Annotated in this window: 20 protein-coding genes; 13 read left to right on the top strand and 7 right to left on the bottom strand. The window is 68.6% G+C overall.

What is annotated here, in order from left to right:
- Positions 1 to 53: 53 nt before the first annotated feature.
- The 9 genes from ACWEH3_RS25135 (at position 54) to ACWEH3_RS25095 (ending at position 9218) form a co-directional block, all read left to right on the top strand.
- On the top strand, positions 54 to 758 hold the full coding sequence (locus ACWEH3_RS25135; RefSeq protein ID WP_450023488.1) for an endonuclease/exonuclease/phosphatase family protein: 705 nt from the start codon (positions 54 to 56) through the stop codon (positions 756 to 758).
- A 391-nt stretch (positions 759 to 1149) separates the two neighbouring features.
- Entirely contained in the window at positions 1150 to 1677 is a 528-nt protein-coding gene (locus ACWEH3_RS25130) for a hypothetical protein (protein ID WP_450023490.1), read from the top strand.
- A gap of 383 nt (positions 1678 to 2060) precedes the next feature.
- Positions 2061 to 2633: a copper chaperone PCu(A)C gene (locus ACWEH3_RS25125; protein ID WP_450023492.1), complete on the top strand. Its 573-nt coding sequence runs from the start codon at positions 2061 to 2063 to the stop codon at positions 2631 to 2633.
- Positions 2599 to 3837 carry a Dyp-type peroxidase gene (locus ACWEH3_RS25120; protein ID WP_452358391.1) on the top strand — a complete coding sequence of 413 codons (1239 nt, stop codon included), beginning with the start codon at positions 2599 to 2601 and terminating at the stop codon, positions 3835 to 3837. Before ACWEH3_RS25125 ends, ACWEH3_RS25120 begins: the two co-directional genes overlap by 35 nt.
- Before the next feature lie 630 nt (positions 3838 to 4467).
- Positions 4468 to 5370, top strand: coding sequence for an aromatic prenyltransferase (locus ACWEH3_RS25115; protein ID WP_450023496.1), 903 nt, complete (start codon positions 4468 to 4470; stop codon positions 5368 to 5370).
- Between the two features lie 243 nt (positions 5371 to 5613).
- Positions 5614 to 6126, top strand: a complete 513-nt coding sequence (locus tag ACWEH3_RS25110; protein ID WP_450023498.1) for a Dps family protein — start codon at positions 5614 to 5616, stop codon at positions 6124 to 6126.
- Positions 6127 to 6280: 154 nt separating this feature from the next.
- Positions 6281 to 7348, top strand: a complete 1068-nt coding sequence (locus tag ACWEH3_RS25105) for a sensor histidine kinase (protein WP_450023500.1) — start codon at positions 6281 to 6283, stop codon at positions 7346 to 7348.
- Positions 7345 to 8025 carry a response regulator gene (locus ACWEH3_RS25100; protein ID WP_450023502.1) on the top strand — a complete coding sequence of 227 codons (681 nt, stop codon included), beginning with the start codon at positions 7345 to 7347 and terminating at the stop codon, positions 8023 to 8025. The genes ACWEH3_RS25105 and ACWEH3_RS25100 overlap by 4 nt, the downstream gene beginning before the upstream one ends.
- 155 nt (positions 8026 to 8180) lie before the next feature.
- On the top strand, positions 8181 to 9218 hold the full coding sequence (locus ACWEH3_RS25095; RefSeq protein ID WP_450023504.1) for an NAD(P)-dependent alcohol dehydrogenase: 1038 nt from the start codon (positions 8181 to 8183) through the stop codon (positions 9216 to 9218).
- 104 nt (positions 9219 to 9322) lie between these two features.
- Here the strand turns inward: ACWEH3_RS25095 and ACWEH3_RS25090 are convergent, their stop codons facing one another.
- From ACWEH3_RS25090 to ACWEH3_RS25080, 3 genes are read right to left on the bottom strand one after another with little or no spacing between them, the layout of a single operon-like run.
- On the bottom strand, positions 9323 to 10123 hold the full coding sequence (locus tag ACWEH3_RS25090; RefSeq protein WP_450023506.1) for a crotonase/enoyl-CoA hydratase family protein: 801 nt from the start codon (positions 10121 to 10123) through the stop codon (positions 9323 to 9325).
- Positions 10116 to 12266 (bottom strand): acetate--CoA ligase family protein, encoded by a 2151-nt coding sequence (locus ACWEH3_RS25085; protein WP_450023508.1) that lies wholly within the window; start codon positions 12264 to 12266, stop codon positions 10116 to 10118. The genes ACWEH3_RS25090 and ACWEH3_RS25085 overlap by 8 nt, the downstream gene beginning before the upstream one ends.
- Before the next feature lies 1 nt (position 12267).
- The gene (locus ACWEH3_RS25080) at positions 12268 to 13041 is read right to left on the bottom strand and encodes an enoyl-CoA hydratase/isomerase family protein (protein WP_450023510.1); all 774 of its coding nucleotides are present in this window, start codon (positions 13039 to 13041) and stop codon (positions 12268 to 12270) included.
- Between the two features lie 157 nt (positions 13042 to 13198).
- On the opposite strand from ACWEH3_RS25080, the gene ACWEH3_RS25075 reads away from it, so the two are divergent.
- A complete protein-coding gene (locus tag ACWEH3_RS25075) occupies positions 13199 to 14593 on the top strand; it encodes an amino acid permease (protein ID WP_450023512.1) in 1395 nt (464 codons plus the stop codon).
- Between the two features lie 17 nt (positions 14594 to 14610).
- Here the strand turns inward: ACWEH3_RS25075 and ACWEH3_RS25070 are convergent, their stop codons facing one another.
- Complete coding sequence (locus ACWEH3_RS25070) at positions 14611 to 15510, bottom strand: MurR/RpiR family transcriptional regulator (protein WP_450023514.1); 900 nt, start codon at positions 15508 to 15510, stop codon at positions 14611 to 14613.
- Between the two features lie 276 nt (positions 15511 to 15786).
- On the opposite strand from ACWEH3_RS25070, the gene ACWEH3_RS25065 reads away from it, so the two are divergent.
- On the top strand, positions 15787 to 16200 hold the full coding sequence (locus ACWEH3_RS25065; protein ID WP_450023516.1) for a nuclear transport factor 2 family protein: 414 nt from the start codon (positions 15787 to 15789) through the stop codon (positions 16198 to 16200).
- A gap of 60 nt (positions 16201 to 16260) precedes the next feature.
- Here ACWEH3_RS25065 and ACWEH3_RS25060 read toward each other — a convergent pair whose 3' ends face one another.
- Complete coding sequence (locus tag ACWEH3_RS25060) at positions 16261 to 17019, bottom strand: dienelactone hydrolase family protein (protein ID WP_450023518.1); 759 nt, start codon at positions 17017 to 17019, stop codon at positions 16261 to 16263.
- Positions 17020 to 17396: 377 nt separating this feature from the next.
- The gene (locus ACWEH3_RS25055; RefSeq protein ID WP_450023520.1) at positions 17397 to 18212 is read right to left on the bottom strand and encodes a class I SAM-dependent methyltransferase; all 816 of its coding nucleotides are present in this window, start codon (positions 18210 to 18212) and stop codon (positions 17397 to 17399) included.
- A gap of 87 nt (positions 18213 to 18299) precedes the next feature.
- On the opposite strand from ACWEH3_RS25055, the gene ACWEH3_RS25050 reads away from it, so the two are divergent.
- Complete coding sequence (locus tag ACWEH3_RS25050; protein WP_450023522.1) at positions 18300 to 18719, top strand: YrdB family protein; 420 nt, start codon at positions 18300 to 18302, stop codon at positions 18717 to 18719.
- A gap of 78 nt (positions 18720 to 18797) precedes the next feature.
- On the opposite strand, the gene ACWEH3_RS25045 is transcribed toward ACWEH3_RS25050, so the two are convergent.
- Complete coding sequence (locus ACWEH3_RS25045; RefSeq protein ID WP_450023524.1) at positions 18798 to 19283, bottom strand: MarR family winged helix-turn-helix transcriptional regulator; 486 nt, start codon at positions 19281 to 19283, stop codon at positions 18798 to 18800.
- A gap of 109 nt (positions 19284 to 19392) precedes the next feature.
- Here ACWEH3_RS25045 and ACWEH3_RS25040 point away from each other — a divergent pair, with 109 nt between their 5' ends.
- Positions 19393 to 21054: an FAD-dependent monooxygenase gene (locus tag ACWEH3_RS25040; RefSeq protein WP_450023526.1), complete on the top strand. Its 1662-nt coding sequence runs from the start codon at positions 19393 to 19395 to the stop codon at positions 21052 to 21054.
- Positions 21055 to 21071: the final 17 nt, after the last annotated feature.

Here is a 21071-nt window from a genome sequence, read left to right as displayed (position 1 = left end):
CCCGCGCCGCAACCTGTTTCAATCGGTCGCATACCATCGCGAAGGTGATCACGGTGGCCACTTGGAACGTCCTGCATCGCGTCCACGCCGAGAACTGGTACGAGGACGTCGCCACCCGGTGGCCGGACGAGGGCGCGCGGATCGCCGAAGTCACCGCGCGGGTGGCCGAACGCACCGAGCGGATCATCGCGTTACAGGAGGTCAGCGGCGATCAACTGGCCAGCCTGCGAATGGCGCTGCCGGATCGAATCTTCCACGCGATGCGGTATCAGCGGTTGCCGACGCCGCGGCGCATGCCCAGCTCCTTGCTCGACGGCGGGGAGTACCTGGTGGTGCTCACCGCGGAGCCGAGCAGGGAGGTGACCGCCGAATCCTTCGCGCACGACCACGGCAAGGGCGCCCTCGTCGTCGACGTCGGCGGGCTGACGGTGATCGCCACCCATGTCACCGGCGACCGGCGGCGCACCGACCAGCTCGCCCGCCTGGCCGAACTCGCCACCGACGCCCCGGAGGACACCGCGGTGCTGCTGGGTGACTTCAACATCGATCGCGCCACCGTCGCCGCCGGATTGGGCGACCACTTCACGGTCGCCGAACACGCCGCGGGTGGGCTGCCCACCCGCCCGCGTTCCTCTGGAACGAAGTCGCAGCACATCGACCACGTGGTGGTCCACGGCGCGACCGTCACGGCGGCGTCGGTCGACGACATCGGCGGGGTGTCCGACCACAATCTCGTCCACGCGAGCGTCACGGTGTGAGTCGGCCGGGGTCCGCCTCGATGCCGTCGTGCTGCCGACGCCGAGCGGGCCACGAGTTCGGTGCCGCGGCGATTCCGGTCGAGCCGTGTAGGAGGTCGCGATCGAAGTTCCGGACCAGCGGTGATGCCACGGCATGATCGGCGAGTTGCCGCGTCACGTGCGCCGCAACAGCATCCGTCCTGGGCACACCCGAGTCCCGAAACTCCGGGCAGCACGAACGACGTGGCGCGGACGACGAACGTCGTCACCCGCCCGTGGCAGAGATGCTCCACGCCAGAACGATTCGGCTCCGGTCTGTGGGCGGGACCCGTCGAGTAGAGTTCGGCGCGCGGGTCCGTTGGGTGTCCGATCCGGCACCTCCCCGCGCTACGACAGGCGGTAGTATGAGTCGGTGCGTAATCCGACGGTAGTGGCGGCGCGGCTGCGCGGCGCGTTCGTCGGATCCGCGGCCGGGGCGGTGAGCATCGCCGCGCACGCGCTCGGCGGCGGCGCCATGGCACCCGGCGCGGCGCCGATCGCCCTGCTGATCGCCGCGTGCACGGCGGTCGGCGTGCTGACCGGTGCGCGACCCCACCGGCACGGGCTCGGCGAGATGATGGCCACGCTGGCGGTGGCGCAAGCCGTCGCGCACCTCGCGTCCGCCCTGCCGGCCGCTCATCACCACGACGCGGGCGCGACCTCGGTCATGCTCGGCACGCATCTCGCGGCCGTCCCGCTCGGCGCGCTGCTCATCCGCGCCGCCGAACACGCTGTAGTGCGTGCGGTTTCCGATGTGCGCCACACGGTGCGCGTGCTCGGCGAAGGCCCCAGCGCGCCGGTCCGGATCGGCTCGCCCGCGTTCGGGCATGTTCTTCCCCATCCGTGCCGCCCGCTGCTGAGTTCGGGCCCCGGCCTGCGCGGCCCGCCACCGATCCGCTGACCCCTATATCGCGCCGACGAGCATCGCCGGAGCACCGGGCCGCGCTCGACGACCCTGCCCACGATTCGCTTCGGATCATGGCTGCCCACTCCGGCTCGCGAATGTCGTTCCGACCTCGGATATCACGGCGGTACAGCGCCGGAGAACCGACTCGCCGTGAACCCGGTTGCGAAGCGGGCGTTTCGGCGACTCGCAATGCGGCTTCAGGGCCGGATCTGCTGCCGCCGACTCGGATGCCCGGCCTCGTCGCGGTGGGCCAGATGTGACGTGTCCACCGACAGCACCGAGTGACCCGGGCCCGCCGACGGATCGGTCGATGCCCGGAGCTCCCGAGGCCTTCGTCAGCGCGCACCACACCGAATCTCACGACTTGCGGAGTTCTCATGACCGTCAACCTTTTCGTCGCACCGCGCACCGCTCGCCTCCTGCGTGGCGCGCTCGCCGCCGCGGCGGTGCCCCTTCTGCTGACCTCGTGTTCGTCGGCCGACAAGACCGGCACTGTCGCATCCGCCGATGCGGTGACCATCTCCGACCAGTGGGTCAAGGCCGCCGACAGCGGGATGTCGGCCGCATTCGGCGACCTGACCAACAGCGGCGACACCCCGCGCACCATCGTCTCGGCCACCAGTCCCGCCTCCGGCCGGATCGAGTTGCACGAGGTGGTCACCGACGCGAACGGGACCAAGGCGATGCGGCCCAAGCCCGGCGGCTTCGTCGTTCCGGCGCACGGCCGCACCCAGCTGCGGCCCGGCGGCGACCACATCATGTTCATGGACCTGCACGGGCCGCTGCGCACGGGGTCGGAGACGTCGGTCACGCTGACCTTCGACGACGGCTCGACCACCACCTTCACCGCTCAGGTGCGCGACTTCGCGGGCAACCAGGAGAATTACGTGCCCGATCACGCGGGCGGCGAGGCACATGCAGGCGTGCAGACCCCCGCGCACGGTGGCTGACCGCGACAAACCGCGTCCCGCACGGATCAACCGGCGGCGTCTGCTCGGCGGCGGGGCCACCGCGGCCGGCGTCGCCGGTGTCGGGCTCGGCGCGGCCGCGCGCACCGGACGGCGGGAATCCGGTCCCTCGGCCTGGGAAGCGACGGTGCCGTTCTACGGCCCGCACCAAGCCGGGATCGACACCCTCCCACAAACGCACGCGGCATTCGTCGCCTTCGATCTGCGACCGGGTGTCCGGCGTGACGACCTCGTCGGACTGCTGAAGATATGGACCGGCGACGCCGCCCGGCTGACCGAGGGGCGGCCCGCGCTCGCGGACACCGAAGCCGAACTCGCGGTCCGCCCCGCACGACTCACCATCACGGTGGGTTTCGGGCCCGCGGTGTTCACGGCGTCCGGGCTCGAACATCGCAGGCCGTCCTGGCTGCGGCCGTTACCCCCGTTCGCCATCGACCGGCTCGAATCCGCCTGGACCGGCGGCGATCTGCTCGTGCAGGTATGCGCGGAGGAGGCGACCACGGTGTCGCACGCGGTGCGTGTGCTGTGCCGGAGCGTGACCTCGCTGGTCACCGTGCGCTGGGTGCAACGCGGATTTCGCAATGCCGCGCCGGGCCGGACACCGCGCAACCTGATGGGACAGGTCGACGGCACGGTGAACCTGGCGCCCGGTACACCGGAGTTCGCCCGTCTGGTGTGGGACGACGGGGCCACGCAGCCCTGGCTGCGCGGCGGAACCTCGTGCGTACTGCGGCGGATCGCGATGACGCTGGACACCTGGGACCGGATCGACCGAGAGGAAAGGGAACTCACCGTCGGCCGCACCATCGCCGACGGCGCGCCGCTGACCGGAACCGGCGAGTTCGACGAGCCGGACTTCGCGGCCGTCGACGCGAACGGGATACCGGTCATCCCACCGTCATCGCACATCGCTCGCGCCCATCACACCCACGACGGCGAGCGTTTCCTGCGGCGCGGCTACAACTACGACGACGCCCCCACGCCGGGCGGGACCTCCAACTCGGGCCTGCTGTTCGCCGCCTATCAGCGGGACGTGGACACCCAGTTCCTTCCGGTCCAGCGCCGGCTCGCGGAATTCGACGCTCTCAATGTGTGGACCACACCCATCGGTTCCGCGGTGTTCGCGATCCCGCCCGGGGTCGCGTCACCGGGCGGCTATGTCGGGCAACCGCTGTTCGAGGCGTGAGAGGTGTTCGGCGCCCACGCGGCGCCGGACACCTCAGGCCCACAACACGGCGACCAAGACGTTCACGATCGCCAGCACGCCCGCGGCATCGGCCAGCCACGGCACCGGCTTTCCTCGCCCGCACCGGTGCAGCGCACTCGAAGACCTCGGTCGCCGAATTATGTCGCGTACAGCGTCACCTGACGGATGTGGCGGGGACGCCGCACGACCGACAGTGGATCACACGACTTGCATCACACCTGCTCGAAGGACGAACCATATGGTCGAAATCCGACGCGGTCGCACACGGTGGCGAATCATCCAGCTGGGACGACGTGATCGAGAAATTGCACGCCGACCACTATCCCGTCGTGGCCGCGCCAACCCGTTACCCGGACCCGCCACCGCGCTCCGGGCGCTCTCGCCCGACCAGCGGCATGGTGCGCACTCCTTCTCCGGCTCCGCCCCGTTCGCGGGTTCCGCCGCGACCCTACCGAAGCGAACTCCCGGGCCGGCTACGACGCCGACGAGCCCGCGGAGAAACGCACGCGTCCGCGTAGCGACACGACCGGCCGCGCGACTATCGTGACGAGTCGATCTGTTGATGGACTTGGCTTCTCACCCCACGGTGGGAGTATTCGAGGTTGACGTATGAGCGGCACATCGGCCACTGTCACGCTCGACCGGCTGCGCCGGGATCTGCGCGAATTCGCGCGCTTGGCCGAAGCGCGTTACGACCCCGCGGTGGTGGATCCGGCGCTGGACGCTCTCGCCGATCTGTGGACCGGCTCGGTGGTCGGTGTCCGCACCACGACCCATCCGGTCCCCGAGCGCGAGGTCAACGCCAGGGTGCAGCACTCGGGCCCACCGGCCGAGTTGGTCGAGACGCTGCGCGGTGCCGGACTGATCACCTTCACCGGACATCCCATGGAGCGATTGCTGGCGGAGGTCTGCGCCGAGGTACCGGCGGGATCGGCCGTTGACCTGTCCCTCACCGGTGGTGTGCAGAAGGTCTGGCTGTTCTTCGCCGATGTCCTCGAGGTCGAGCGGATGCTCGCGTTCCCGGGGATTCCGGACGCGGCGCGCTCGCACACCGAGCACTTGACCCGCTACGGCGGCAAGGTCGGCATTCTGGCGCTCGATTTCGCCAGTCGCACCATGAACTTGTACTCCCAGGTGCTGCCGCCCGGTGCGGTCACTTCCGACGACATCGCCACCATTCTGACCGACCTGGATTTCGTCGCGGCCACCGAGGAAGAACTGACGCTGTTCGACGGCACATTCAACGTTTACCGCACCTTCTCTTGGACCTCGCCGCGCATGCGACGCATCTGCTTCCCGCAGCGTTATCAGGAATCGAATTTTCCGCGCGACCTCGATCCGGTACTGGCCCGTTTCGTCGACGGGGCGCCGCGCGCCTTCGAAGGGCCACGCGGCTTCACCCTCTACGCCGCCTACGGTCCGCGATCGCGGTACTACAAGGTGCAAGCCGAATACACGACCGTCCATCGTGCCGTCATCCCCGGCGGGGGCGCCGCGCCGCGAGCGAGATAGGCGCGGCTCATGGTGGCCGCCGCTGACGAAGATGGCCTCGGGGTGCGGCGGACGTGCGGCGACGGCGAGTACCTGCATCGAGTGTGCGCGGACGATAGCGCCGTCTACTGGGCGCACACATTCGTCACGTGACCTCGAGCCGTGCGCACGCCGAGGCGGGGTGATCCACGCGACAGTACAATCTGGAATGATTCCAATGAAGTCGGAGTTGTTCTCCGTGAAGATCACGAGAGGAGTGCAACCATGACTACGACACACAAGACTCAGCACCGAACCAATCGTCGTCTCGCCGACGAGGTCCGCAATTTCACCGGTTCACCCCGCCTGGCCGCAGATCTGCAGCGCGTTCTCGTCGATCTCGTCGAACTGCACTTGCAAGGCAAGCAGGCCCACTGGAACGTCGTCGGCGCCAATTTCCGCGACCTCCACCTGCAACTCGATGAGCTCGTCGATGCCGCACGGGAGGGCAGCGACACCATCGCCGAGCGGATGCGAGCCCTCGACGTGGTCCCCGACGGACGCTCCGACACCGTCGCCGCGACGACGAGCCTTCCACCGTTCCCCGCCCAAGAGGTGAACTCCGCCGACGTCGTCGACTTGATCACGACCCGCACCTACGCGGCGATCGACACCATCCGTGACGTGCACGACGCGGTGGACGCCGAGGACCCCAGCACCAGCGACCTGCTGCATCAGATCACGGCGTCGCTGGAGAAACTGGCGTGGATGATCAAGTCGGAGAACCGCAAGGTCTAACGGCACGAGCGCCGTCCGCCGAGTGGAAGCACCCGCCGTTCCCTTCCATGGGTCCGAGCGCGATCATTGAGGCGTGCACGACCTGATCCGCTCGGTGTGGCACGAGCCGCAAGCGCCCGACGCTCCACCTCGGTCATGGCGGGATCGAGCGCTCGTGGGAACGTTCACGGCGCTCGCGGTTCTCGAAGGTTCGCTGCGACAAGACATTTCGCACCGGTTCTGGTGGATCGCGGTCGCCGTCGCGATCATGCCCACGCTGTTGTGGCGCCGGAGCCGGCCGCTGTCGATGGTCGGCATCGCCTTCGTCGGCTCGACATCGGCGACGGTGCTGCTGGGTGGCGATCAGTCGGACATCGCCGCCATGGGGGCGATGCTGCTGCTGCCCTACGCGTTGTACCGGTGGGGGTCCGGGCGCGACATCGTGATCGGATCGGCGATCGTCTTCCCCAGTGCGGACATCGCGATGCTGACCGGTGGCCTCCCCGCCGCCGATGCCGCCGGGGGGTTCTTCGTACTGTTCGCGGCCGTCGCGCTGGGCCTGGCGTTCCGGTACCGGGCACGGGCGAAGGCTCGGGAACTCGATCAGGTCAAGCTGGTCGAGCGCGAACGACTGGCCCGCGATCTGCACGACACCGTCGCGCATCATGTGTCGGCCATGGCGATTCGCGCGCAAGCCGGTCTGGCGATCGCGGAGTCCACGCCCGGCGCCGCCGTCGACGCGCTGCGGCTGATCGAGGCCGAAGCGGCGCGCACGCTCGCCGAGATGCGCGCCATCGTGCGTGTGCTCCGGCGAGACCAGCCGATCGACCAAGGGGACCGCTCGCCCAATCCCGGCATCACCGATCTGGAACAGCTCGCCGGTCCCACCGGCAACGGTCCTTCCGTGGAGGTGGAGATCAGTGGGGATGTCACCGACCTGCCCGCGACGGTCGGCACCGCGATCTACCGCTTGGCCCAGGAGTCGATCACCAACGCGGTGCGTCACGCCCGGCACGCCACCCGCATCGAAGTGCGTGTCACCACCGACGGCACAGCGGTCCGGCTGCTCGTCCGTGACGACGGCGACGGCGGTCCAGCACGCCCGGCCGGATCTCCGGGTTACGGGCTGGTCGGCATGGCCGAGCGCGCCGACCTGCTCGGCGGCACCTGCGCGGCGGGCCCGAACTCCGACCGCGGATGGACCGTGACGGCGGTGCTGCCCCGGCAGGGTGCGGCGACATGACCGCGGGTGAGCCGATGACGCCGAATCTGCGGGTTGTCGTCGCCGACGACCAGGAGATCGTCCGCACCGGGCTGGTGATGATCCTCGACGCCCAACCGGGTATCGAAGTCGTCGGCGCGGCCGCGGACGGGGCGCAGGCCGTTCGGCTCGCTCGCGATCTACGCCCTGATGTGTGCTTGTTCGATATCCGCATGCCGGGCGTCGACGGCATCGAGGCCACCCGCCTGCTCGCCGGGCCTGCCGTCGAGGACCCTCTCGCCGTGGTCGTCATCACCACCTTCGACCTCGACGAGTACGTTTACGCGGCGCTGCGTGCCGGCGCACGCGGATTCCTGTTGAAAGAGGCCGGGCCCGCGATGCTCGCGCAGGCCGTCCATGCCGCCGCACGCGGCGACGCGCTCATCGCCCCGAGTATCACCGCGCGTCTGCTCACCGCCTTCGCAGGCGCCGGACGGGCCGCAGCGCCTGCCCGGCCCGCCATGGAACTCACCGAACGCGAGGAGCACGTACTGGCCACCGTGGCCCGGGGGCGAACCAACAACGAGATAGCCGCGGAGCTGCACATCAGCCTCAGCACGGTCAAGACACACATCGCGAGCCTCATGGCCAAACTCGGGGCGCGCAACCGGGTGGAACTCGTCATCTGGGCGTACGAGACCGACCGCGTCGGGCGCTGACCGGAGCACCTCGGCCGAAAGTATCGGCGGGCCACGTCCTATCGGCCGACTCGGATCGAACCGCTCGTCCGATGTGGTCCGTCGGCCGGTTCGCCAGGATGGTCGCACAACCGACGCCGCTCGCGGCCCGTCGTGACCATTCGAGGGAGAAAACCATGTCGGCATCGACGAACGCGACCACGCCCGAACGCGACACCACGATGAAGGCGATCGTCCAACGCGGCTACGGTTCACCGGAACAGGTACTCGCACCGGACGTCATCGCCCGCCCCACTCCCTCAGACGACGAGGTCCTGGTCCGCATGCGTGCCACCAGCGTGAATACCCCGGACTGGCTCGCGGTGACCGGTGTGCCGTACCTCCTCCGACTCGAGTTCGGACTCCGCCGGCCTGCGACGCCGGTGCGCGGAAGTGACATCGCGGGAACCGTGCAGGCCGTCGGAAAGAACGTGACCGGCTTCCGGCCCGGCGACGAGGTTTTCGGTTCGCTGTGGGACAACAGCGCGAAATCGCTGGCAGGCACGTTCGCCGAATTCACGGTGGTACCGGCGTCCCAGCTGATCGGCAAACCCACCGAACTGTCGTTCGCGGAGGCCGCGGCATCGGTCATGTCGGGCATCACGGCGCTGCTGGCAATGCGCGACGTGGGCCGGGCCGGGCCGGGGAAACGGGTCCTGATCAACGGCGCGTCGGGCGGTGTCGGAACGCTCGCGGTGCAGATCGCCAAGACGCTCGGTGCTCAGGTCACCGGCGTGTGCAGCACCCGCAACATCGAGCTCGTGCAGTCGTTGGGCGCCGACCACATCATCGACTACACCCGGGAGGACTACACGCGCGGCACACAACGCTACGACGTGATCCTCGACAACGTGTTGAACCATCCACCCTCCGCGACAGCCGATCTGCTGACACCCACCGGGATACTCATCCCCAACAGCATCGGAAGCGCCAGAGGACTTTTCGGGAGCCTGCCGAGGATCGCCCGAGCGAAGATGATGGGTTGGGGTTCGACCGACGTCCGCACCGTCACCTGCCTCCCCGGCCAGGGCAATTTGAACGATCTCGCCGCGCTCTTGGTGTCCGGCGACGTCAAGGTGATCATCGAGAGGGCCTATCCCCTCGGCGAAGCCGCGCACGCGGTCGCCCACATGCTCGGACACCACGCCAGAGGCAAGATCGTCATCACCGACTAGCTTGCCCGGCGACCGCGGTCCAGCCTTCGCCGCACCTCTGCAAGCCACCGACTCCGATAACCGTACCGTCGGCGGAGTGGCCCGTGCGCCGCCGGGGAAGTTGCTCAGCCACCCGTGAACTCGGGTGGTCTGCGCTCGAGCACGGCCGAGACGGCCTCGCGATGGTCCTCGGTGTGATGCGCGGCGGCCTGCATGGCCGCCGACAGTTCGAGCAGGCTTTCCAAGGTCTGGTGTGTGCCTTCGCGCAGCAGCCGCTTGGTCATTCGCAGCACATGCGGCGGATTGGCGCACACGCGGGCAGCGAGCCGGTGGGCCGCGTCCAGGAGTGCGCCGGGCTCGACCACCTCCGAGACCAACCCCCAGTCGAGTGCGGTGTGCGCGTCGATCGGCTCACCGGTGAACGCCATCTCGCAGGCCCTGGCCATGCCGATCGCCCTGGGCAGCAGCCAGGCTCCGCCGTCACCGGGGACCAAGCCGATCTTGACGAAGCTCTCGGCGAACACGGCGGTGGCAACGGCGATCCGCAGGTCGCACAGCAAGGCCAGGTCGCAACCCGCGCCGATGGCCGGGCCGTTGACGGCCGCGATGGTGGGTATCTCGCAGTGATACAGCGCTCTCGGGATCCGCTGAATCCCGTGACGGTATTCCTGACGTAGCCGCGCCGGTGTGCCGCCGAACATTCCGGCCCGGTCGCGCATGTGCTTGACGTTGCCGCCGGAGGAGAACGCCGAGCCCGCACCGGTGAGGATGGCCGCCCGGAGGCTGTGGTCCCGGTTGGCCGCCGCCACCGCGTCTTCGAGAGCACTGATGGTGTCCGCTTCGGAGATCGGATTGCGGGCTCGCGGGTTGTTCAGGGTCCAGACGACCACATCGCCGGTCCGGTCGATCAGGATCGGGTCACTCATCGCGACCTCCGGACGCTGACTCGGACAGGACGATTCGCACATCCACCGGCGTGAGGTCGTGCCCGGACGCGATCACCGGATTGAGATCGAGTTCGGCTATGTCCGGGTGCGCGGCGACGAAATCCCCGACGCGCACAAGGAATCGCGCGAGCCCGTCACGATCGACCGCGGGCAGGTGCCGGTAGCCGTCGAGCATGCGGGAGGCGATGGTCTCCTCGATCATCTCGTGAGCTTCCGATTCGGTGAGGGGGACGGCTCGGAACGCGACATCCCGGACCGCCTCGACCAGCAACCCACCGGTGCCGAAAGCCAGCACCGGCCCGAAGATCGGATCCCGTGTCGCGCCGACGAGCAACTCCACCCCAGCATCGGCCATGGGGGTCACGATCATTCCGTCGATCCTGGCGTCGGGCACCTCCGCGGTCACCGCGTCGACGATGGCCTCGGCGTTCTCGGTCGCGGTGGAGGCCACCACTCCCAGCCGGACGCCACCGACGTCCGACTTGTGGACCACCTGTGCTGAGACGACTTTCAGTGCACACGGTCGCTGGTAGGCGGCAACTGCCGGAGCCACCGCATCCACGTCGCGCGCGAAGGTCCACATGCCGACGTCTACTCCCGCGTCGGCCAGCACCCGCCGCGCGGTGGGCTCGTCGAGGATCCCCGAACCCGGGATGGGCGGGGCGGGCGGCGGCAGCGTCAGCGAGGAGCGCCGGGCGCGTTCGGCGATCAGGCGGCCGCGCCGCTGCAAGGCCGCCGCCGCTCGCACGGCGTGCTCGATCGAGCCGAGCACCGGTACGCCGCCGGCGCGCAGCCGGTCGTGATTGGCGATATCGAGACCGGCGTAGCAGCTCTGGACCAGCAAGGGCACATTGTATTCGGCCGAAAGCGCGAGCAAGACGCCCGCCGTCGCGTCTTCGCTGCCGCGCAATCCCGCGTCGAAACGCAGGTGGTAGCCACCGAACAGCCCGATGATCAGCACGAGGCCCACCGCGGGATCGCGCATGAGGATCTCGGCGGCTTCGGCGAAGACCATCGGGTCGGTATCGGTGGCGCCGGCCACATCGACGGGGCCGGAAACCGCGGCCGCCGCACCGAGCACTGTCCGCAATTGTTGCCGGGTGCGTTCCGCGAGCCGCGCGGATTCGATCCCGTACGCGGCCAGGGCGTCCGCCGCCAACGCGGCGTGTCCACCGCCGTCGCTGAGAATCGCGACCGTGCGCCCCGGGGTGATCGGAGCGCACACGGCTAGGGCTCCCGCCACGACCGCGAGTTCGTCGGAGCGATCGACCAGTTCCACCCCGGCTTGGCGCAGGACGGCGGTCGCCACGGCGTCCGAGCCCGCTATCGAGCCGGTATGCGAGGCCGCGGCGCGCCGGCCCTCCTCCGAGCGGCCGCCGCGCAGCAGGACGACCGGTGTGTCCGGCACGGTCCGAGCGGCCGCCACCAGGAACGACCGCCCGTCGGCGAAACCCTCGGAATGGATCGCCACGACACCGGTTTCCGGATGACGGGCGAGTTCGGCCAGGCATTCGTCGTAACGGACGTCGGCTTGGTTGCCCAATCCCACATACGCGTGAAAGCCGGGACCTCTGAGGGCGCTGTTGTCGTTCACCAACGACAACAGCATGTTCCCGCTCTGCGTGATGACGCTGATCGGTCCGCGCGGAACACCCTGCAGCCCGACCAGATTCGCACCCGACGTGAGGTTGAGCAGGCCGGAGGTGTTGGGACCGATGACGCGGATGCCGGTCTCGTCGATCGCGGCTGCCAGCGCGGCGGCGAGATCGGCGCCGTCCGCCCCGATCTCACCGAAACCGTTGGCGAGCACCACTGCTCCGGCGATGCCCGCGGCCGCGCATTCACGCAGCGCGCCGGGCACGGCGGCGGCGGGCAGGGCGATCAGCGCGACATCGGCGCCGGGAGGAACCTGATCGAGCGATGCGCAGACATCCAGGCCGAGTATTTGCCCGGCATTGGGATTGACCGGGTAGACGGGGTTTTCGTAACCGGCCTCTTGCAGAGCGCGAATGGCCTGGTGACCGCGCTTCGCCGGGTCGGAGGACGCACCGACCACCACGACGGAGCGTGGATCCAACAGACGTTCGAGCGCGGTGCGGACCGAGGCGTCGAGTGTGGGCACGTCACTCCCCTTCGAACACAGGGGTGCGGCGTTCGGCGAACGCCGCGACGCCCTCGGCCCAGTCTCTGGTCGCCATCAACTCCAGGATCTGGCGCGGCTCACCGGCGAGCGCGACTTCCAGGGGATCGTCACGGCGCAGCGCGGCCTTCATCCGCGCCAGCGACAACGGCGCTTTCCCCGCCAATGTGTCGGCGAGTCCGCGCGCCGTATCGAGAAGGAGGTCGCCGGGTACCGACGCATAGGCCAAACCCCACTCGAACGCTTGTGTGCCCGTGCAGCGCTCGCCGAGGACGAGCAGATCGGTGGCGCGGCGCAGACCGACCAAACGCGGTAACCGATGGGTGACTCCGCCGCCGACGAACGTCCCGATGCTCACCTCGGGGAAACCGAGCTGCGCGTCCTCGGCCATCACGAGGAAGTCCGCGCTCACCGCCATTTCGGCGCCGGCGCCCAGCGCGTACCCGGCGACGGCGGCGACGACCGGCGTGTCCATTCGCTGGATCTGCTCGCACGCCCGCTGGGCGAGATCGAGGTAGTGCGCTTGCTCGGTGGGCGTGCGGGAGCCGGCGTGGTGCGCCTTCAGGTCGGCGCCTGCACAGAACGCGCGGCCCGCACCGTGGAGCACCACGCAGCGCACCGCCGGATCGGAGTCGGCGACCACCAGATGGCCGATCAACGCTTCGTAGAGCTCTTCGCTGACCGCGTTGAGCCGTTCCGGACGGTTCAACGTCAGCGTCGCTATCGGACCGGACCTGCTCACCAGCACCGTGGACATTCGCACATCTCCTCCTGCTCGGGTCGACGTCACACTATGCCATACAAATTGCATTCCCAGCTCTGAATGCAATTCAGTTTGCATACACGGTGACGCGGGTGTTGCATGACCGACCATCAGTTACCCGGGTCACAACCCACGGTCCTTGGGAGGCATCGTGCCCACCTCAATTCCCCCTACGCGAAATCTGCAGCACACCATCACCACTCGTCAGCTCACGATGATCGGGATCGGCGGTGTCATCGGCGCCGGGTTGTTCGTCGGCAGCGGCAACGCGATCGCAGCCGCCGGACCCGGCATCGTCCTGGCCTATCTACTCACCGGCCTGGTCGTGATCCTGGTGATGCGCATGCTGGCCGAACTGGCCACGGCGCGCCCGGAGACCGGTTCGTTCTCCAGTTACGCCTCACGCGAACTCGGGCCATGGGCCGGACTGTCGGTCGGCTGGGTGTACAGCTACCACTGGTCGGTGACGGTCGCTTTCGAGGCCGTCGCCGGTGGCGCGATCGCCAACCAGTTGACGCCTGCGGTGCCCGCCTGGGCGTTCGCCCTGCTCTTTCTGAGCGCCCTGACCGGAGTGAACTTGGCCGCGGTGAGCTCGTTCGCGCGTTTCGAGTTCTGGTTCGCCTTGATCAAGGTCGCCGCGATCGTCGTCTTCATCGGCGTCGGTATCGCGGCGATCTGTGGCGCTTTCACCCACTACACCGCACCGGGCACGACGAACCTGCTGGGACGAGGCGGGTTGTTGCCCAACGGATTCACTCCCCTGCTGGCCGCGTCGCTGACGGTCTTCTTCTCCTACTTCGGCACCGAATTGGTCACCATCGCCGCCGGTGAGGCCGACGATCCGGTCAACGCCGTGCGGGCGAGCATGCGCAGCGTCGCCGGGCGCATCCTCGTCTTCTACGTGGGCTCGATCCTGGTCGTCGTGACCTTGCTGCCGTGGGACAGCGCCGAGATCACCGAAAGTCCGTACACCGCCGTGCTGAACCTGCTGGGGGTTCCCGGTGCCAGGACCATCATGAACCTGATCGTGCTCACCGCGGTGCTGTCGTGCCTGAACTCGGGGCTCTACTCCGCGTCGCGCATGCTGTTCGCGCTGGCCCAACGCGGAGAGGGGCCGCGACCGCTGGGCCGCGTCACCCGTTCCGGTGTGCCGACGGCCGGGGTTCTCGCCGCCGCGAGCGCCGGATTCCTGGCCGTGGCCGCGAACTACTTCCTGCCCACCGGAGCGGTTTTCAGCTTCCTGCTCAGCTCGTCCGGCGCCGTCGCGGTGGTGGTCTACCTGTGCATCTGCGCCACGTACATCGCCGGTCGGCGCAACCGCGCCGCCGTGGAATCCGCCGCGCCGGCGGTACGGATGTGGGGGGCTCCCTATCTGCCGTACCTGATCTTGGTCACCTTGCTGGGCATCGTGGTGGGGATGGTGTTCGGTTCCGATACCCGAACGCCGCTGGCGCTCACCCTGGTGGTCACGACCCTGGCCGTCGCCGCGGGCCTGCTGCACCAACGTCGCGCCGACCGGGGCGCGGCGATGACGCCGGTGAAATAGCCACCGGCAGAACAGGATCAGACGCCATCGGCGGCGTATACGCCGAATTCGCCCAGCAGTCTTTCCTCCTCCAACAAGGTCTCGCGGACCTCACGGCCGAGGAGGTGCGCCACCGCGCCGGACAGCGCCTGGACGATCGACGTGAAGGCGGTGATCGAGCGCAGCACGCTCGCGCTCGACGCTTCGACGTAGAAGGTCTCGTGCGCCGCCGCCGCCAGCGGCGAGGCCGGGGTGTCGGTCAGGGCCACCACGTGGGCGCCACGCTGGCGTGCCCACCGCGCCGCACGGACCGTGTCGGAGCTGTAGCGATGGATCGATATCGCCACGAAGCAATCCCCCGCGCGAACACGGCGCAGTTCGTCGGTCAGCGACCCCCTGGTCCCCGTCACGGTCGCCACGTCCTCACGCAACAGACCGAGCAGGTAGCCCAGCAGATAAGCAGGCGCGTGGCACTTGCGCAGACCCATCACGTGCACTCGGGGCGCGCGCGCCAGCTGGGCGGCCACCGCGTCCCAAGTGGTGTCCGCGATGCTCGCGAAGGAACGCGCGATGTTCGCCTGGTCCAGCACCACCTGGCTCTCCCGCAGGCCCGCACCCTGCGCCACCAAGTGTTCGAGGTTCTCGAAACGGCGCAGCAACTGGGCCCGCTCCTGCAGCCGCTCCTGACAGAGGCGGGCCAAGCCGGGATATCCCTTCAGCCCGAGGCCATTCGCGAACCGCACCACCGTCGCCTCGTTCACGCCGACCGCGCTCGCCAGATCGGACACGGTCATGAACGCCACCGCCTCCGGGTCGGACAGCACGCGCTCGGCCAGCTTCTTGTGCGAGGCCGACAGCGAATCCCATCTGGCGCGCATCTCGGTGACCAGATCGTCGAATGTCGCCGGACCCGTCGCCGACTCCGCATTCGCGCCCACCGCGCCTCCTCCACCACTTCGACCACCACGAATTCTTTCCCAATCTATCCGACCGAGCCGACCGGGCCCCCGGGGTCGGCCCCCGATCCGAGGAGCAGGAAATCGGTCGCGCCGGAGAGCACATCCCGCCCCACCGCCCGGCTCGCACCGCATTTCGCGGCATTGTCGCGTTCGCCGTCTGCTGCACACCACCAACACGATTTCATTGGGGATGCCAATCAAAATCAGATATAGTTGGCGCAGCCAATGTTAGTGCCGCCAACGAAAGAGGCTCTCATGTCCACGAACACCCTGATCGCCGATCGCATCGAGATCGCCGATCTGTTCGCGCGCCTGGCGCGCCTGCTCGACGAGAAGCGATGGGAGGACGCGGCCACCGTCTTCGCCGACGATGTGGCGATCCACTCGCCCCGCAACGGCGAACTCCAGGGCATCGACAACCTGGTCGGCCTCATGCGAGAGGCCGAGGTCGCGGAGGAGCACACCCAGCACGTGACCACCGATCTGCTGGTGGACGTCCACGGCGACCAGGCGGCTGCCTCGGCGAACTCGCTCGTGTACTTCTTCCGCGAAGGCCGAGCACCCTATCGAACAAGCGGCCTGCGCATGGCCTGCACCGTCGTACGGACGCCTGCGGGCTGGCGACTCAGGGAGTCGCGGACCACACTCGCCTGGATGCACGAGGAGTGATCTCTCCCCACCCCGCCGGCTCGGCCCGGCGGGGGCCGGGATCGTTACCGCATAACCGGATCAGGACGCTGTCAGCTCGGCGGCGAAGAGCTCGCGCACCCGCTGCCAGGAATCCTCGGCGGCTTGCTTGTCGTACACCTCACGACCGGGGAAGAAGAAGGCGTGCCGAGCCTCGGGATACACCACCACGTCGTGCCGGACACCCGCCGACGACAACGCCGCACCGATCCGCTCCCGCTGATCGGCATCGATGATGTGATCCTGCCCGCCGAAGAACAGGGCCAGCCGGGCGGTGATACCAGGCGTCGCCGCCGACAGCGGATCCGGAACGCTCAACGCCATACCCGAGTCGGGCACCCATCCCGGGTAGTAGATGGCGGCGGCGCGCAGCGGCAGCCGGGTCGCCGCGAAATAGGTGACGTGGCCACCGAGGCTGAAGCCCAACATGCCGATCCGGTCACCGGCCCCGGCATGCTCGCGGGCATGCTCGGCGGCGGCGCGCAGGTCCGCCTCGACACCGTCGCGGGTCAATCGGCCCAGCAGTTCGAACGCGCGGGCCCGGTTGGCATCGCTCTCCTCGAACCCGGCAGAGGTCTCGGGACCGGAGCGGTGGTACAGATTCGGCGCGATCGCCACATACCCGAGGGCGGCGACATCGCGCACGACGGCCCGGACCTCATCGGTCAGCCCCCACAACTCGGCTCCGACCAGGACGAGCGGGTAGTCGCCCGCCCCCTCCGGCCGGGCGAGATAAGCCGCCATGGGTGTCGCGTCGTCCTGGGGGATTTCGATCTGCTCGGCCGTGATCTCGTATGTCACGAGGCCACTCTAACCGCTTCGGATCGCCACCGCGCCAGCGGAAATTGCGCACCGGCTCTCCGGAACCACGGGCACTGCGCCAGGACGCCCAGCGGACCGCACCCGGACGGCGGATCCGGCCCGACGTCCTCGGCTGCGCCGGGATCGTCGCCTACCCCATGCGTCGCGGCCCCCGACCTGACCGCGAGGACCCCGACTCGAGCGGCGAGGGTTCGCGCCGCACACCGTCACAGGTGGCAAGTCGTCCGGTTGCGGCGAAGTCGCTGCCGTGCCTGTAATGAGCGCGAACACCCGCCGAGGCGGGGTGAGACCCAGGTGGACGGCGTGGCGGTCCGCCGACCGCGAGGAGTATGCCGGGCAGGCGAGGACGCCCGGGTTCACACCGTGCCGGCGTGGACCAGGTGCGGCACCGAATTCGCGGACCGAGCTGCGGCTCCGACGCCATACGCGCTCAACAACTCTGTCGCAGCACGGTCTTCGACCCGTGTGAAGCCGAAGGACAGCAACGCATCGCGGATCTCCTCCGCGGTGAAGAAACTGAGCCATGGCTCACCGACCGCGGCGACGCGATCCGCGCGTGCCTGCCTGTCGTCGGCCACGACGTCATGCGGCGCCGAGGAGGGCGGGTACAGATAGTCGAAGACCACCTCCGCGGCGGCGGCGTGACCGGCGATGTAGCGCAGTGTGTCATCGACCGATGCCCTGGTCAGGTACATGACAACACCCAGCCAGACGAACAACGCGTCGCTGCTGCGGTCCAGACCGGCCGCGGCCAATCCGGCGGCAAGCGTGGACTCTTCGAAGTCGATCGGGGCGAACGTCAGCGATGGCGGGACGGCGATTTCGGCCTCGGCAAGCCTGCGCCGCTTCCATTGCTGGGTGTCGGGATGATCGACCTCGAAGAATCGCACGTTCTCGTGGGTATTGCGGTAGGCGCTGGTGTCCAGCCCCGCACCGAGGACGACTACTTGGTTCGTCCCCCGCGCCACCGCGGCCGCCACGACGTCATCGGCGAAGCGGCTGCGCGCCGCGATGAACAAACGCCGTCGACGAGCCAGGTCCGCGTCGACGCCTCGGTCGAATTCGCTCGCCACGACGGCGGTTTCGCCGACGATCCGCACAGCCAGCGGATCCGTGAACACCCGCGGCTCGTCGGCGATCTGGTGGTGGGCCCTCGCTCGCGCTACGGCCATGGCGGTTCTACTCGGTTCCCCGACCTGCATGCCGCCACCCTACCGATCGGACCAATAACCCACACACCGGACGGTGACCGTCGCCGCTTGACGCGCCACCACCAAAATGAGAGCATTGCTCTCAAGAAAGAGCGGTTATCACTGGAGGTAGTTGTGCTCGGCGCGGTCAAAGCGGCCAATCTCGGCCTGATGTTCTTGTTGGAGTTGAGCGTGCTGGGGAGCGCCGGATACTGGGGTTTCACCGTGAATTCGCAGTGGCCGATCAAGATCGTGGCGGGCATCGGCACGCCTCTGCTGCTCGCGGTGCTATGGGGACTGTTCGCCGCGGGCGGCGGAACCAATGCCACGTACCCGTTGCACGGCTTCGCTCGAATGCTGTTCGAATTGGCCTGGTTCGGCACCGGCGCATTGGCGCTGTACGGTGCCGCGTCACTCACCCCGGCCGCGATCCTGTTCGCCTGCTACCTCGTCAACGGCGTGCTGCGCCTGGCATGGAACCAGGGGTGACGCCGGCGCTGCTGCCGCTCGGCTGCGAGCAGCCAGTCGCAGACCCCGCCCACCGATGAGCGACGCGTGGTGGTGGCGCTATTCGGGGAGAGCGTCCTCGACGACGGTGTCCAAGTGCGCCGAGAGGTCGTCGACCAGACGGCCGAGCAGGCGAACGAGGTCGCGCTGATCGGACTCGGACCATCCGGACAGGGCCCGGTCGAACCAGCCGTCTATGACTCGCAAGTAGCGGCCGATCAGCTGCTCGCCGGCCGATGTGAGGGTGATCAGTCGGGCGCGCTGGTCGTCCGGGTCCGGGACACGACGCACGAGGCGGCGCTGTTCGAGACCGTTGAGCTGGCGCGTGACGTGCGGCCCGGCCACCTGCATCCGGGCCGCTATCTCCCCCACCCGCAAGGGCCGCCCGGCGGATTCCAGGATCACGAGGATCGTGACCGCGGGCCGTTCCAGAGTGATTCCCGCTGTCGCCGTGGCGGTTTCGAACAACTGCCCGCGGCCCAGCGTGTTGCTCAGCTGCGCCATGCGCGGCAGCAGCCCCTTCAGCGCATCATTGTCGCCGCTCATTTCCCACCTTGTCCAGATACCTAAGTTAGGTATATAGTACTCGGCATCCCACCCCTTCGAAAGTGGCGGCGTGCGGCCGAATAATAGATACCTAAGGTAGGTAGATGACATGCAGACCTCAACCGAAATCCTGATCGTCGGCGCGGGCCCGACCGGTCTGGCCCTGGCGATCGACCTGGCCCGCCGTGGCGTCGATTACCGCATCGTCGACCGCGCCGCCGGACCCAGCACGGCGTCGCGAGCCAAGACCATCCAGCCCCGGGCCTTGGAGGTCGCCGACGACCTCGGCGTGATCGATCGAGTATTGGAGCTGGGGCGGGTGCATGTGCCGACCCGGCACTACGACCGTGACCGTGTGATCTCCGAGGCCGTGGAGGCCGCGCTGGGCGTACGCGATCCAGGCGTGCCGTACGCGCCGGTGTGGTTGTCGCAGCCGCTGTTCGAGCAGATCTTGCGCGATCGGCTCGCCGAACTCGGCGGGCGGGTCGAGTGGGGAGCCGAGGTGACGGCTGTCGCGCAGACAGATGACGCCGTGGAGGTGACCGTGTCCACGACCACCGGTGATCGGCGAATGCGCGCCCTCTACGTCGTCGGTTGCGACGGTGGGCGCAGCGTGGTCCGGGAGCGGATCGGCGCCACACTCGCCGGGGTGTCCTATGGCGACCACCGCTGGTGGCTCGGCGATGTGCGGATCGAGGGTTTGGACGGCCGCTGCCAGCACGTGTGGATGAGTCCCGAGCACGGGATCCTCTCGCTGTTCCCACTGCCCAGCACCGATGTCTGGCAATTCCAGGCGTCCATTCCCGCCGATGACCCCGAGCCGGCCGCGCCGACGCTCGACCTGTTCCGGCGCCTGTTCACCGAGCATTCCGGACTGGGAGACGTCCGCATCGAGGATGCCGGTTGGTTGTCGCTCTACCGGATCAACGTCTGCCTGGTCGACCGTTACCGGGTCGGGCGGGTCTTCCTCGCCGGGGATGCCGCGCATATCCACTCCCCCGCCGGCGGACAGGGCATGAACACCGGCATCCAGGACGCCTACAACCTCGGCTGGAAACTCGCCGCCGTCCTCGACGGGGCCGACGAAACCCTCTTGGACACTTACGAACTCGAACGCCGCGCGGTCGCGCGGGCCGTCCTCGACGACAGCACCGACCGTATGCACGCACTCATGCGCTCCGCGGGCGACGGCGACGGAGCGTCGGCCGTCCGCAGGCTCACCGACGATTTCACCACCGGGCTCACCGTCGCCTACCCCGACAGTCCGCTCACCGGCCCCGGCCCGCGGACCGGCCGCGTTCGCGCCGGTGACCGCGCTCCCGACGCCATCGGTATCGAGGCCTCGTCCGGTCGCGAAGTCCGGGTATTCGATCTGCTGCGCGGTCCGCAGTGGACCCTGCTCACCTTCGACCAGGGCGACGCTCCCGACCAGGCCGACACCCGCGGCACCGCAGCAACGCGAACGATCCGGATCACCACCGACACAGCCACTACCGGAGCGGACACGCTGATCGATGGAGACGGCAGTGTCCACCGCAACTACGACATCACCGGCGACACCGCGGTACTCATTCGTCCCGACGGCTACATCGCAGCCGTGTTCCGCGACGAACCCACGATCGCGAGCGGGCGGCCCCGCTTGGCCGACATCGGAGAGGACGTGCGGGCGGGCGTGGAGAACGATGACTCGACGCGCTCGGCATATGGGGCGGATGGCAGAGCAAACCAGCCCGCGTTCGGGATGTTTCATAGGCCGCCCAACCGGCGTTGACAGCGCGGACGCGCCGT

The organism is Nocardia sp. NPDC004718, from assembly GCF_053601535.1.
Note: the sequence above shows the minus strand (reverse complement) of the source record. Positions and strands in the feature narration are given on the sequence as shown.